Annotated in this window: 11 protein-coding genes; 6 read left to right on the top strand and 5 right to left on the bottom strand. The window is 68.9% G+C overall.

Features of this window, described 5'->3' with window-relative positions; genetic code table 11:
- Window positions 1-179 precede the first annotated feature (179 nt).
- Both FJV46_RS10300 and FJV46_RS10305 read left to right on the top strand, forming a co-directional pair.
- On the top strand, window positions 180-1220 hold the full coding sequence (locus FJV46_RS10300; RefSeq protein ID WP_126130607.1) for a tetratricopeptide repeat protein: 1041 nt from the start codon (window positions 180-182) through the stop codon (window positions 1218-1220).
- A 473-nt stretch (window positions 1221-1693) separates the two neighbouring features.
- Window positions 1694-3268, top strand: coding sequence for a putative bifunctional diguanylate cyclase/phosphodiesterase (locus tag FJV46_RS10305; protein ID WP_087027530.1), 1575 nt, complete (start codon window positions 1694-1696; stop codon window positions 3266-3268).
- Window positions 3269-3437: 169 nt separating this feature from the next.
- Here the strand turns inward: FJV46_RS10305 and FJV46_RS10310 are convergent, their stop codons facing one another.
- On the bottom strand, window positions 3438-4544 hold the full coding sequence (locus tag FJV46_RS10310; RefSeq protein ID WP_087027528.1) for a branched-chain amino acid aminotransferase: 1107 nt from the start codon (window positions 4542-4544) through the stop codon (window positions 3438-3440).
- 97 nt (window positions 4545-4641) lie between these two features.
- Entirely contained in the window at window positions 4642-5694 is a 1053-nt protein-coding gene (locus tag FJV46_RS10315; protein ID WP_087027526.1) for a 3-isopropylmalate dehydrogenase, read from the bottom strand.
- Between the two features lie 120 nt (window positions 5695-5814).
- Between FJV46_RS10315 and FJV46_RS10320 the strand changes: the two genes are divergently transcribed.
- From FJV46_RS10320 to FJV46_RS10335, 4 genes are all read left to right on the top strand, one after another.
- Complete coding sequence (locus FJV46_RS10320) at window positions 5815-7020, top strand: sensor histidine kinase (RefSeq protein ID WP_087027524.1); 1206 nt, start codon at window positions 5815-5817, stop codon at window positions 7018-7020.
- Window positions 7021-7063: 43 nt separating this feature from the next.
- Window positions 7064-7858: a response regulator gene (locus FJV46_RS10325; protein ID WP_087027606.1), complete on the top strand. Its 795-nt coding sequence runs from the start codon at window positions 7064-7066 to the stop codon at window positions 7856-7858.
- Window positions 7859-7976: 118 nt separating this feature from the next.
- Window positions 7977-9671, top strand: a complete 1695-nt coding sequence (locus FJV46_RS10330) for a sensor histidine kinase (protein ID WP_087027522.1) — start codon at window positions 7977-7979, stop codon at window positions 9669-9671.
- A 26-nt stretch (window positions 9672-9697) separates the two neighbouring features.
- A complete protein-coding gene (locus FJV46_RS10335) occupies window positions 9698-10237 on the top strand; it encodes a hypothetical protein (RefSeq protein WP_087027520.1) in 540 nt (179 codons plus the stop codon).
- A 22-nt stretch (window positions 10238-10259) separates the two neighbouring features.
- Here FJV46_RS10335 and metG read toward each other — a convergent pair whose 3' ends face one another.
- From metG to serA, 3 genes are read right to left on the bottom strand one after another with little or no spacing between them, the layout of a single operon-like run.
- Entirely contained in the window at window positions 10260-11834 is a 1575-nt protein-coding gene (gene metG, locus FJV46_RS10340; RefSeq protein ID WP_087027518.1) for a methionine--tRNA ligase, read from the bottom strand.
- A 46-nt stretch (window positions 11835-11880) separates the two neighbouring features.
- The gene (locus FJV46_RS10345) at window positions 11881-12810 is read right to left on the bottom strand and encodes an acetamidase/formamidase family protein (protein ID WP_087027516.1); all 930 of its coding nucleotides are present in this window, start codon (window positions 12808-12810) and stop codon (window positions 11881-11883) included.
- A gap of 47 nt (window positions 12811-12857) precedes the next feature.
- Entirely contained in the window at window positions 12858-14450 is a 1593-nt protein-coding gene (gene serA, locus FJV46_RS10350; protein ID WP_087027514.1) for a phosphoglycerate dehydrogenase, read from the bottom strand.
- Window positions 14451-14519: the final 69 nt, after the last annotated feature.

Below are 14519 nucleotides of genomic sequence, written 5' to 3' on the forward strand. Positions count from 1 at the left end.
GGTTGTGGAGTTCCGCCCGTACCACGAGCGCCTCTGAAAACATCGTAAGCCACACCAGCCACTTTAGTAACATTTTTCACTTACTTTTTTTAGAATCTTTTCGTCCAGTGGATCCATGACACCCGGCCGCCCATAAAGTGGTGAGCACGGTCAACAGAGGCGGAAGGCCGATAAGACGAATGGCAGACAGAGAAGCCCCAGGTGAGCGACTGATCCTCGAATTCCGGGCACGCGATGCGTGGAACCAGAGGGACTATTCCGGTGCGCAGCGGCTTGCCGACGCGTGGGCGGACCTCTGCAGGGCGAACGACGATGAAGAGGGCTTGTGGAATGCCTCCTTCCTCGCTGGGGAGTGTCTTCGAAAACAAGGCTTGATGGACGAGTCCCGACTTGTGGCAGAGCGTCTCGAGCTTTCACCGGTGACCCAGAGGTCGCCGGCCCTCAAGGCCCGGGTCTCGACTCTGAGGGCATTTGCGCTGCAGGGAAGCGGGGACCTGCCTTCAGCAGTGGAAGCTGCACGCGCCGCAGTCAAGGAGGCGATGACAGGCCCTGACCACACCGAAGTCGCTGTCGAAGCCATGAATGCTCTCATCGCGGCCCTGGCGGAGAGCGGGCTGCTTCCCGAGGCATGGAAGGAGTCCCTCCTCCTCGACGACCTCCTGAAGCAGGATCGGGACAACAAGTATGCGGGACAGTCCTACTGGGCCATCGGAAATGTAGCCTTTCTCCTGGACAGGATCTCCGACGGGGTGGCGTATCACCAGCTAGCAGCCAAGAATCTCTCGCCCACCAATGATTTGGACCTCTGGGCTCACTTCAACCGGGCTTCCGCGTCGCTCAGGCTGACCGCCGGAGTTACTGGACCAGAGACGCTCGAATGTATCGAACGCGCGGAGCTCGCGGCATCGATCGTCGGCGGCACCGAGCGTGATCGTCTCGAATTGAAACTGACACGGGCGCAGTGGCTCGTTCTCACCGAGCAGTTCGAGATGGCTGTCAGCCACCTGAATGCGATCATCGAACGCGAGGAGTTGCTCGCTTCCCACGTTGCGGCCCAGGCTCACTTCCTCCTGGGTCAGGCTCTCTCGGCCTGCGGACACGAGACCGACGCCGTCCGGCACCTGACGATCGGAGAGGAACTCTTCCTCGCGTCCGGAGCCGAGGACCGCGCCTCCATGGCCCGCGGGCTGATCCGCAGCATCGAGCACCCGAGCGCCTGAGCGCGGCACCTCCTGCCGAGCGGATCGGGCATCGGTGTCATCCAGGGCGTCGTCGCCGCGTGCGGTCCCGCAGACGGAGCGGCTGACGTAGACTGGTTCCGAGGCCCTGGTCGGGCCGGGCGTTTTCCCCCATTACTCCCGCTCCGACCGGGGTTCTCCTGTCTCGCGAATCAGACGTAGAAATTGACGAAACGCTGATGCCCGATAGCAGCCTCTGCGGCTCGACCGAATGCTAGTGTTTCCCCGTCGGGTGGCGGATGAACGGTCGTTCGCCCATCGACACCTTCCACCGGCGCAGGACAACGCCGGGCACATCTTCATTCTTCGGCGAGCGTACGGGGGTAGAGCGCCATGACGAGGCCAATCGTCCGGACGGGCTCCGTCGCACGGCACGGCATCTCGCTTGTTCACCGCCCGTACCCTTGCGGTTCGGGCTCCGACTCCCGCCCCACGAGGAATGTACGCTGGAACCGATGAGCGCTGACCACAAGGATCCCCGGCTCGCCATGCTGGTCGAGAGCATCGTGCGCCTGTCGCGGGGAGAGCTCAGCAGCCGCATCGAGCCGTCCAGTGCCCGGGACGACGTCGACGCCGTGATCACGGGTGTCAACCTGCTCGCCGAGGAACTCGAGCAGGTCTACGAGCAGTTCGAGAAGCGTGTGGAGAGCCGGACGGCCATGCTGCGGCAGGCGCACCTGGACATGATGAAGATGGCGATGTCCGATGCCCTCACCGGACTCGCCAACCGCGTGGCACTCATGGACGCCATCGAGGAAGCCCTCGGCCAGGCCGCGGACGGCGCGGCCCCGCCTGCGCTGCTGCTCCTCGATCTCGACAGCTTCAAGAACGTCAACGACCGGTTCGGCCACGACGCCGGCGACCGCGTACTCCAGGAGGTGGCCTCCCGCCTCAACGGGGTGGTCAGGGAGAGCGACCTCGTGGCGCGGCTGGGCGGCGACGAGTTCGCGATCCTGCTGCCGGCCGCGACCATGGACATCGCCATGCAGGTGGCCCGCCGGGCGCTGGAGGTGCTGGGTGAGCAGATCCGGCTCGACTCGCTCTACATCCACTCCCGGGCGAGCATCGGGGTCCGCCTCGGAACGGCCGACCAGAGCGCCGAGGAACTGCTCCTGGACGCGGACACCGCCATGTACGCGGCGAAGCGGGAAGGCCGCAGCATCATCAAGGTGTTCGAGCCGGTCATGCTCTACTCGCGGCAGCTACGCAGTCAGATGGCCACCGAACTGCGCGGTGCCATCAGTGCCGACGAACTCGTGCTGCACTACCAGCCCGTCGTGGAACTCGCGACGAACCGCATTCTCGGGGTCGAGGTCCTCGTGCGGTGGCAGCATCCGCTCCGAGGGCTCATCCCGCCGGACACCTTCATTCCGCTGGCGGAGGAGATCGGTGTCATCCACGACCTCGACCGCTGGGTGATGGCCGCATCGCTGCGGCAACTGGCCCGATGGCGCTCCGAGCTCGACCTCGACGACGACTTCCAGCTGAGGGTCAATCTCTCGGCGATGGAACTCAAGCAACTCAATCTCGTGGACCACATCCGATCACTGCTTCGCGAGCTGGAGTTGCCGGCCGGCAACCTGGTGGTGGAGATCACCGAGACGGCGATCGTGACGCGGGGCGAGGTCGAGATGTACTCCCTGCTGAGCCTGCAGCAGCTGGGCGTGGGCATCGAGATCGACGACTTCGGGACGGGCTACTCGTCCATCAGCTACCTGCGGGAGCTTCCCGTCAGCATGGTGAAGGTGGACCGCTCGCTGCTCGTGGAGCTCAACACCAGGGCGGGTCAGCTCGATTTCGTCGCGGCGATCCTGCAGCTCATCCGTGCAGCCGGCCTCGAGGCGGTCTTCGAGGGCATCGAGACCCGTGAACAGGCGGAACAGCTGCGCGCGCTGGGCTGCGCCAGCGGGCAGGGGTACTACTTCAGCCGCCCGTTGCCGGCGGATGAGGCAGGCGCGCTGCTCGCCACGACCCATCACCTGCAGCTGGGCGACGGCGTGAAAAGCGCGGAAGTGACGACGTCGTCCTGACGCGGTGAGCCTGACGCGGTGGGCCTGACGAGGCTGACGATCACGCCGTCGGACATCACCGTACCCGCGGGGCGCCCTCCTGCTCCCCCTGCGCAGCAGGGTCGCCCGGGAGGCAGCAGGGGCGCCCGGGACCACGATCCACGAGCACCCCTGCAGGGCATCAGATCCGTCAGACCAGGCGCGTCAGCCAGCCGTGCGTGTCCTCGACGGCCCCGGTCTGGATGCCCAGCAGCTCGCTGCGGATGGACATCGTGACCTCGCCCGCGGGGGCTCCGGCCGTACCGATGTAGTCGTCCCCGTCACGGAGCTGGCCGATCGGGGTGATGACGGCGGCCGTACCGCACGCGAAGACCTCGGTGATCTCCCCGCTCGCGACCCCGTCACGCCACTCGTCCAGGGTGATCTTCCGCTCAGTGACCTCCAGGCCGCGGTCGCGTCCCAGCTGGATGACCGAGGAACGCGTCACGCCCTCCAGGATGGTTCCGGAGAGGGCCGGCGTCACGATCGACCCGTCACGGAAAACGAAGAAAACGTTCATGCCTCCCAGCTCCTCGACCGCGTTGTCGTTGAACTGGTCGAGGAAGAGCACCTGCTTGCAGCCGTGCGCTTCCGCCTCGAGCTGGGCCGCGAGGGAGGAAGCGTAGTTGCCGCCTGCCTTCGCGGCACCCGTCCCGCCGCGTCCCGCACGCGCATAGGTCCGGGACACCCAGATGTCGACCGGCTTCACCTCACCGCCGAAGTAGTTCCCCGCGGGGGACGCGATCACCCGGTAGGAGACCTCCCGGGCCGGGCGGACGCCGAGGAACGCTTCCGTGGCGATCATGAACGGGCGCAGGTAGAGGCTCTCGCCGTCCCCGGACGGAATCCAGTCCTGGTCGGCGGAGACGAGCTGCCGCAGCGACTCGAGGAAGAGTTCCGCGGGAAGCTGCGGCAGCGCGAGGCGGACGGCCGAACGATTCAGACGGGCCGCGTTGGCGTCCGCGCGGAAGGTCCAGATGGAGCCGTCCGCATGCCGGTAGGCCTTCATGCCCTCGAAGATCTCCTGGCCGTAGTGCAGCACGGCCGCGGCGGGGTCCAGGGCGATGGGACCGTAGGGTTCCAGCCGCGCGTCCTGCCAGCCCCCCGTGCCGGTCTCGTCGACCCTGAAGTCGACGATCGCCGTGTGATCGGTGAAATAGTTGCCGAAGCCCGGATCGGCGAGGATCGCCATCCGCTTCTCGTCCGGCACCCGCTGCGTGGACAGGTGCTGGGCGAACTGGGTATCGGTGGCTGTCATGGTTCCTCCGCGCTCACGCGGGCCGCACAGGCGACAGGGCCGCCGTCGCCCGTGGATGGTCAGTGCACCGGCACTGGGTTAATGATGTGTAACCACCTTAGGACACGGCGGCGGCAATAGCATCGCCGACGGCGGCGGTTCCGCGGCCCGCGGTCCGCGTCGCGACGTCCTCCTCCACGGCCCGCTCGATGCGTCCTGCCTGCGCGTCCAGTCCGAGATGGCGGAGCAGGAGCGCGGCCGAGAGGATCGCGGCCGTCGGGTCGGCGATCTGCCGGCCGGCGATGTCCGGTGCGGAGCCGTGCACCGGCTCGAACATCGAGGGCGCGGTGCGGTCCATGTTGAGATTCGCGGAGGCGGCGAGCCCGATACCTCCCGTGACGGCTGCGGCCAGGTCGGTCACGATATCGCCGAAGAGGTTGTCCGTGACGATCACGTCGAAGCGCGACGGGTCGGTGACGAGGAAGATCATCGCCGCGTCCACGTGGAGGTAGTCGTGCGTCACCTCGGGGAACTCGAGCGCCACCGCTTCCACCGTGCGCCTCCACAGATGCCCCGCGTACACCAGCACGTTGTGCTTGTGCACCAGGGTGAGCTTCCCGCGGCGTGCAGACGCGCGCTGGAAGGCGTCCCGGACCACCCGCTCCACCCCGTGGGCGGTGTTGAGGGAGACTTCCGTGGCCACCTCGTGGGGCGTTCCCCCGCGCAGGGTTCCGCCGTTGCCCGTGTAGGGCCCCTCCGTCCCCTCCCGGACCACCACGAAGTCGATGGCGCCGGGGTCGGCGAGCGGACTGGAGACGCCGTCGAACAGGCGGGACGGCCTGAGATTCACGAAGTGGTCGAGCGAGAAGCGGAGCTTGAGCAGGAATTCACGCTCGATGAGACCGGACGGGATGCGGGTGTCTCCCGGCGCCGCGCCGACTGCGCCAAAGAGGATCGCATCATGGCCGCGGAGCCGGGTGAGGGTCTCATCGGGCAGGGTCTCCCCCGTCGCCAGCCAGTGCTGCGCACCGAGGGGGTACTCGGTGGACTCCAGGGCCACGTCGTCGCCCAGCACGGCCCGGAGCACCTTGAGGGCTTCGGCGGTCACCTCGGGGCCGATCCCGTCTCCCGGGATGACGGCGAGGTCGATGCTCTTGGGGGCTGGAGTCATGGCTCCAGCGTAGGAAAACCGTGGGATGTGTCCCAATCCGTCCGCAGGGTGAGACGGGCCCGGATCGGTCCACCCCTAGTGGGATGTGGAACGGCGCGCAGCCCCCCTAGAGTTGCTCCAATGGACATCCACCTGCGGATCGCACGCTGGCTCCGCACCCATCCCGGAACGATCGACCTCTGTCTCGCACTGGCGATCCTCGTGGTCTTCGTGCTCCCGTTCGCCGCGGGCGGCGCACAGGACTACGAGATCGTCCTCCTGGTCTCCACGGTCCTGGTGTCAGCACTGGCGGTGCGTCGATCCCGTCCCATCCTGTCCGCGGGCGTGATCGCGGGCGTCTCGGTCCTGCAACTCGTCACGGGAGTGGAACCCGTGCCGACGCAGTTCGTCATCCTGATCACCCTCTACACCCTCGCGGCCTACGCACCCCGGTGGGCGAGTCTCGGCTCGCTGGGACTCGCCATCGCCGGCACGGCGATAGGACTCGTCCGGTACGGCGAGAACTTCGGCCTGACCGGGGACGGCTCGGTGCTGGCGACGGTTCCGCTCTTCCTCATCGTCCTGTTCTTCGCGGAGTCGCTGGTGCTGCTCGCCTGGACGATCGGCGATCTCGCCCGGTCGCGCCGCCTGACGTACCAGGCCCTCGAGGACCGCGCCCGGCGCCTGGAGGTGGAGCGCCAGCAGGAGAGGGATCTCGCTGCTGCTGACGAGCGCAGCCACATAGCGCGGGAGATGCACGACATCGTGGCCCACTCCCTGTCCGTGATCATCACCCAGGCCGACGGCGCGCGATATGCGAGCGTACAGCGGCCGGAACTCGCCGTGCAGACCCTCGGAACCATCGCCGACACCGGCCGGGGTTCACTGCGCGAGATGCGTCGCCTGCTGGGCGTGCTGCGCGGCGACGAGGACGCCTCGACCCGGCCGCTCCCGACGCTCGACGACGTCGATGCGCTCCTCCACTCCGTGCGGAGCGCGGGCGTCAGGGTCTCGTGCCGCCGCCTCGGCTCGCCCCGGCGCGAGTTGCCGCTCGGTGCCGAACTCACCGCCTACCGCGTGGTGCAGGAATCCCTCACGAACGTCCTCAAGCACGCCGGCGCCGACACCAGCACCGAGGTCTGCCTCGACTACGGACAGCGCGGCCTGACCATCATGGTCGACGACGACGGCCGCGGCGCCGCCCCGGATCCCGGGACGGCGGGCGCCGGACAGGGCATCATCGGTATGACGGAACGCGTCCGCCTCTATGACGGCACTGTCACCGCGGGCCCCCGGTCAGGTGGCGGCTACAGCGTCAACGCCTTCATCCCCTATACCCAGGCCTAGCCACCGGTCGGCAGGACCGGTGCGGAACGAGGAGAAATACAGCATGGACAACACGACGAGTGTCGAGGGCGCCCGGACGGGACGACCAGCGGCGCCGGCGTCCCGGCGAGCCGCGCCGGGGTACCCGGAAGGCTCCGGGACGACCGCCGGCCACGCCCCGATCCGCGTCGCGATCGTCGACGACCAGCACCTGGTGCGCAGTGGTTTCGCCATGCTAATCAACTCGCAACCCGACCTCGAGGTGGTGAGCGAGTCCGCCAACGGCGCCGACGCCGTGCGGGCCCTCGCCGCCACGCGCGCCGACGTCGTCATGATGGACGTGCGCATGCCGGGCATGGACGGGATCGAGGCGACCCGCCGCATCCTCGCCGGCCACGGCTCCGCGACCGACAGCGACGGACCCCGCATCGTGGTCCTCACGACCTTCGACCTGGACGAGTACGCGCTCGCGGCCATCCACGCGGGGGCCAGTGGCTTCCTCCTGAAGGATGCCCCGCCCGAGGAACTGCTCGACGCGATCCGGACGGTCCACCGCGGCGACGCCGTCATCGCGCCGTCCACCACGCGCCGGCTCCTCGATCACGTGGCGCCCCTGCTCCGTGAGCCCTCCCCCACCCAGTCCGCCCACGCGGACGCCGTCGGCCGCCTGACCGCACGCGAACGCGAGGTGTTCGGGCTGATCGCCCAGGGACTGTCCAATCCGGAGATCGCTGCGGGGCTGTTCCTCTCCGAGGCGACCGTCAAGACGCACGTGGGCCACATCCTCGCGAAACTGGAGGCGCGCGACCGGGTGCAGGCCGTCGTGATCGCCTACGAGACGGGCATCGTCCGGCCGTGACCCGCGCGCGGCGCGGGAATCGCCCGCGCCGCACTGGCACCCGCGACTGCTGCATGACCGCCTCACCCTCCCGCGCCACCTATATTGGGAACATTCCCAGCAGCGGTCGGAGGACAGCGTGACGCAGGACGAAACGCGCGGACGTCGCGGCACTGCCGCCGCCGTCGTCGCCTCCGCTTCCGCGTCCGAGGCCGCCGAGGTGCAGCAAATGCTGAGGAGCGGTGGCCTGACCGGCACGATCACCGCAGCGGGAGACGACCTGCTCGTCGAGGTGCTGTCCTTCCAGCCGGACATCCTCGTCGTCGACCTCGAGATCGCCCTGACCCATGCGGAGTCCCTGCCGGAAATCATCGCGCAGCACCGGCAGCTCGCCGGCCTGCCCGTCATCCTGCTCCTGCCCGATGCGGGGGTGGGACAGCTGCCCGAGGGTCTCCTGCCCTACGTCTCGGACATCGTCTTCAGGCCACTCACCGCCGCCGAGCTGGTGCACCGGGTCCGTGCGGCGGTCACCCGGCGGCGCCGCCGCCAGTCGCAGCGCGCCGCGTCCGCCCGCCTGCGTGAGGACATGCGACGGATTTCGGCGGGCATCCGCGCCACCAACGATCCCACCGTGATGGTCGGGGACGCCCTCCCCGCCGTGGGCCGGGCCCTGGGTGCACACCATGTAGCCCTGCAGTTGTTCGACGACGAGCGCATCGCCGCGCAGGGAAGCAGCTGGACCGCCGGGGAGGCCCGGGTAGCGAGCTACTCCACGCCGAGCACGGACGACGACGCGGCGTTCGCCGTCGCGCGCTCGCTGTGGGAGGAGACTGCCGCGGCGACCTTCGATTCGGACGCTGCTCCCGCGAGCCGGTCCGGCGCCGCACCCGTGCCCGCCTGGATCCGGCTCCCCTCGGACAGGACCGTCCGGGTCAGCGGAGCGGTGGCGGCCCTCGGTGAAGGGGCTGGCCCGTTTGGCCTGCTCTGGATCGTCGCGGAGGATACGGACCTCGCGTGGAGCGGCGTCAAGAGCGCGCTGACCCAGCATGTGCTCGGCAACCTCGCCCACGGACTGATCCAGGCGAAGCTCATCTCGACCCAGCAACAGGCGGTGCGCAAGCTGCACGCCCTCAACAAGGCGAAGAGCGACTTCGTGGGCACCGTCAATCACGAGCTCCGCACTCCGCTCGCCTCCATCACCGGTTACCTCGAGATGATCATCGACGGAGTGGGCGGGGAGCTTCCGCCCGAGGCGAGCACCATGCTGCACGCCGTGGAGCGCAACACCGCGAAACTGAGCCGGCTGATCGAGAACATCTCGGCGCTGTCCTCGCGCGAGGACGATCTCCCCGCGCACGAGCCCGTCGACATCGTGCACCTCGTCTCGGAGCTGACCAGCCGCTCGGTACTGCAGGCCTCCGCCGGCGGGATCCTGCTCGACTGCGTTCTTCCGGACCGACCCATCACCGTTTCCGGCGACCGCGAGCAACTCTCCGACGCCCTCGCCGGCGTGCTCTCCAACGCGCTCACGTTCACGCGCGAGGACGGCACCGTGTCGGTGCGCGTGGCCGGCGGGCCCGAGGACGATCGGGTGGTCATCACGGTGAGCGACACGGGCATCGGGATCCCGCCGGACGACCTCCCGAGGCTCTTCGACTCCTTCCACCGGGCTGCCAACGCCCCGCAGGCTCTCCCGGGTGCCGGGGTGGGCCTGTCCATCGCCAGGAACACGCTGGAGGACCACCGGGGCAGTATCAGGATCGACTCGAGCCTGGGCCTCGGGACCACGGTCGTCATCACGCTACCGCTGCTCGATCAGGCTGCCATAAGCTGAAGGGCCCCTATCGGAAGGACCCGCAGATGACCCCGGCCCGGAACGGCATTCCCGTTCACCACCTCGACCTGGAGACCCTCCTGCCCTATCTCGATCTCCATCTGGTCGGCGCCACGAACGGAGTGCGGCTGTTCGAGGCGGCGGGCAGGTCGTGGGCGGACACGCCCTACGAGGAGGATTTCGGCCGCCTCCGCACCGAGATCTTGGAGGAGCGGGCCTTCCTCAAGGGCCTCATCATCTCGCTGGGTCACCGACCGGGGCCGCTCAAGATGGCCCTCGCCCGGGCGCTCTCCGTGCTGGCCGAGGTGAACCCGCTCAACCCCCTGCGGCGCAAGGCCAGCGCCGGCTCGCAGTTGGAGCTGGAATCCCTGCAGTCCCTGCTCAAGGGCAAGGAGGCGCTCTGGTCCACCCTGGTCGCCCTGGCAGCACGGACGCCTGCCCCTTCGGGAGACGCCCTCCTCGACCCGGCGGAGCTCGAGCGCCTGCTCGAGACATCGAGGCGGCAGCAGGACGTCGTGGCCCGCGTGATGACGGAGACGGCGCCCGACCGCTTCCTCCATCAGTGACCGGTGTGCGGGCCGCCCTGCCCTACTGCCCCGCGGGCTCCTCGTACTTCGGGAAGACCGGTGACGGGGCCGGCAGGACCGTTCCCGGGACGATCCGCTCGTCGAGCGCTGCGAACAGGCGCAGATCGTCGCCGGCGTCGGTCCCCTGGCCCAGCGCGGTGAGGATCTGCCCTGCACTGGTGGGCATGACGGGCTGCGCGAGGATCGCGACGACCCGAAGCACTTCGAGGGTCACGTAGAGCACCGTGTTCATGCGCTCCGGGTCGGTCTTGCGGAGAACCCAGGGCTGCTGGTCCGCGAAGTAGGCGTTCGTGTCACCGAGCACCGTCCAGACCGCCTCGAGGGCCCGGGAGAACTCCTGACGGTCGTAGGCGGAGCGGCTCGCATCGAGCAGGCCGTGGGCCTGGTCGAGGATCGCAGTGTCCGCCGGCGCGAGCTCTCCCGGTTCCGGGACGACGCCCGCGCAGTTCTTGGCCACCATCGACAGCGACCGCTGGGCGAGGTTGCCGAAGTTGTTGGCGAGGTCGGAGTTCATGCGTCCGACGACGGCTTCGTGGCTGTACGAGCCGTCGGCGCCGAAGGGCACCTCCCGCAGCAGGAAGAAGCGCACCTGGTCGAGCCCGTACTGGTCCACCCAGTCGCGGGGGGCCACCGTGTTGCCGAGGGACTTGGACATCTTGACGCCGCGGTTGTGCAGGAACCCGTGGATCATCACGCGCTTCGGCAGTTCGAGGCCCGCGGACATGAGGAAGGCCGGCCAGTAGATGGCGTGGAAGCGCGAGATGTCCTTGCCGATCACGTGGACGTCCGCGGGCCAGAACTTCCGGAAGGACTCGGACTCGGTGTCGGGGAAGCCCACACCGGTCAGGTAGTTGGTGAGGGCGTCCACCCACACGTACATGACGTGGCGGTCGTTCCCCGGGACCGGGACACCCCAGTCGAACGTGGTGCGGCTGATGGACAGGTCCTCGAGGCCGCGGCGCACGAAGGAGATGACCTCGTTGAACCTCGACTGCGGCGCACCGAACTCCGGCTGCTCCTCGTAGAGGTCCAGGAGCCGCTGCTGGTAGGCGGACAGGCGGAAGAAGTAGCTCTCCTCCTCCGTCCAGGTGACCTCGGTGTCGGTCTCCTTCGAGTAGCGCACGCCGTCGTCACGGAGCTCGGTGTCGTCCTCGGCCCAGAAGGCCTCGTCGCGGACGGAGTACCAGCCGGCGTACGTGTCGAGGTAGATGTCCCCGTTGGCCTCCATGCGCTTCCAGATGTCGGTGGCGGCCGCGTAGTGGTCCTCGTCCGTGGTCCGGATGAAGCGGTCGTAGGAGGTGCCGACGACGTCGTTCATCTCACGGAATGCCAGCGCGTTGCGGGTGGCGAGCTCGCGGACGGGGATACCCTCGCGGTCCGCAGCCTGCTGCATCTTCAGTCCGTGCTCGTCCGTCCCGGTCAGGTACCTGACGTCGAACCCGTCCAGCCGTTTGAAGCGGGCCAGGGCGTCGACCGCGATCGTCTCGTAGGCGTGCCCGATGTGCGGCACCCCGTTGGGGTAGGAGATGGCGGTGGTGATGTAGAACGAGGGCTTGGCGCCGGCTGCGGGAGTCACCCTATGAAATTACCCCGCCCGGTACGGATTTGCCCAAGCGCCCGCGCTACGCCCGGCCGACGGCGTCGAGGCCGAGGACTGCATGCGCACCCCACGTGCGGTTGGCGATCTGCGTGACCCGGAGGTCGACGACGGAGCTCGCCAGGGCGAGCGCGGTCTTCCGCTCCAGCCCGTACAGCCGCTGCAGCCACGTCAGCATGGCGCCGAGGGCTTCCGCCGTCGCCCGGTTCAGGTCCGCGTCGAAGCCGAACGTGATCCGCGCCGACGGGGTGAGCGCGTGGATGCCGGTCAGTGGAGCGTCACGGACGACGTCGACCGTCAGGGTCGTCGTCATGCCGCACTCGATCGCGGTGCCGCCCACTTCCCCGTCGCCCTGCGCGGCATGGCCGTCCCCGAGGTGCAGGAGAGCGCCCGGAACCGTGACCGGCAGGAACAGCGTGGACCCCGCGGTGAGCTCACGGCAGTCGATGTTCCCGCCACCGGCGGCGCGGGGCGGCGTGGTCGAGTGTTCGCCGGGCTCGGCCGGGGGCAGGCCGACGACGCCGAGGAACGGGTCCAGGCGGACGGACTGTCCGTACTGGTTGGTCCCCGTCATCGTGTCCCGGTCGAGCTCCCACAGGAGCCAGGCGGGATCGGTCCCTGCCAGGCCGAGGCTGTGTGCGAACGCGTCGTCGAGCCGTCCGGCCGCCGTCCAGCCCCACCCGGCGGTCTCGAACGCTTCGAACCGGAGCGCCAGCACGTCGCCCGGCACGGTGCCGGCGATCTCGATGGGCCCGGTGAGGGCGTGGCCGCGACGGTCAGGGAACCGGTAGGGGGTCACCGCTCCCGGTGACGCCTGCCGTTCGAGGTGACCCCACGCGTCGAGGGACTCGACGACCACGCGGTCTCCGGGCTCGATCCGCAGCACGGGAGGCGTCGCGCGCGAGAGCACCTGCGTGGCGGTGGCCTGCTCCGCGGGGAGGTGGTGTGTTGGCATCGATGTCCTTACCGAGAGAGCGCTGTATCCGGGCAGTACCCGCCGGGTCAGTCCTGGAGATCGACCTCGCGCGCCACCGTGGCACCGATCTCGGCGCGGATGGCATCGAGCACCTCCTGGGGCACGGCGCTGTCCACCGTGAGGAGGGACAGTGCCTGGCCGCCCTCCGTGTTGCGTGCCACCTGCATGCCGGCGATGTTGATGTTCCGCTCGCCGAGCAGCCGCCCGAGCGTGCCGATGACCCCCGGCCGGTCGGTGTAGAGCAGGACGAGGAGGTGCTCGCTGATGGGGATCTCGAGATCGTAGCCGTTCACCCCGACGAGCTTCTCCACCTGCTTCGGGCCGGTCAGGGTCCCTGCGACGGAGATCCGGGAACCGTCGGAGAGCGCCCCGCGGAGTCGGAGCACGTTGCGGTACTCCTCGGACTCGGGTGTGGTGATGAGGCGCGAGGTGACGCCGCGCTGCTCCGCGAGGACGGGTGCGTTGACGTAGGAGACCTGTTCGGAGACCACGTCGGTGAACACGCCCTTCAGGGCGGCGAGCTCGAGGGCCTTCACGTCGAGGGACGCGATCTCGCCGGCCACCTCGATGTCGATCTGCGTGAGCGAGTCGTGGGTGAGGGCGGTGAAGATCCGGCCGAGCTTCTCCATGAGCGGGATCCCGGGGCGGACCGCCGGGTCGATCACACCGCCGGCCACGTTGACGGCGTCGGGCACCAGCTCGCCCGCGAGGGCCAGCCGGACGGATCTGGCCACCGAGATGCCGGCCTTCTCCTGGGCCTCGTCCGTCGAGGCGCCGAGGTGGGGAGTCACCACCACGGAATCGTGCGCGAAGAACGGCAGGTCCGTGCTCGGCTCCTGGACGAACACGTCCACGCCGGCGCCGGCGATCTGGCCCTGCTCGAGGGCGGTGTGCAGCGCCGCCTCGTCGATGAGGCCGCCGCGCGCCACGTTGACCACGTAGGCGGAGTCCTTCATGAGGGCGAACGCGTCGGCGCCGAGCATGCCGATGGTCTCCGGGGTCTTCGGCATGTGGATCGTGACGAAGTCCGACTCGCGCAGCAGCTCGTCGAGCGTCACCAGCCGGACGTTCAGCTGGGCCGCGCGGGCCGAGGTCACGTACGGGTCGTAGGCGAGGATCTGCGTGCCGAACCCCTGCAGGCGTGCTGCGACCAGGGCGCCGATGCGACCGAGGCCGATGATGCCGATGTTCTTCTCGAACAGCTCCGAGCCCGAGTACCTGGAGCGCTTCCACTCCCCCGCCTTCAGGGCTGCGCTCGCCTGGGGGATGTTCCGGGCGAGGCTCAGGATGTGGCCCACCGTCAGTTCCGCGGCGGAGATGATGTTCGACGTCGGCGCATTGACCACCATGACGCCCGCCTGCGTGGCGGCCTTGATGTCCACATTGTCCAGGCCCACCCCGGCGCGCGCGATGACCTTGAGCTTCGGGGCGGCGGCGATGGCCTCGGCGTCCATCTGCGTCGCCGACCGCACGAGGACGGCGTCGACGTCGGCCAGTGCGCCCAGCAGCTGCGCGCGGTCCGCGCCGTCGGTGCTGCGGATCTCGAAGTCGGGGCCGAGAGCCTCGACGGTGGCGGGTGAGAGTTCCTCGGCGAGGAGGACGACGGGCTTCGGGGTCACGGTGTTCCTTCACGGGTGGCAGGCGGATCGAACGGGGACGGTCATCGCGTGGGGGCCGGCACCGGACGG

This window comes from Arthrobacter agilis (assembly GCF_006494655.1).
GTDB lineage: Bacteria > Actinomycetota > Actinomycetes > Actinomycetales > Micrococcaceae > Arthrobacter_D > Arthrobacter_D agilis.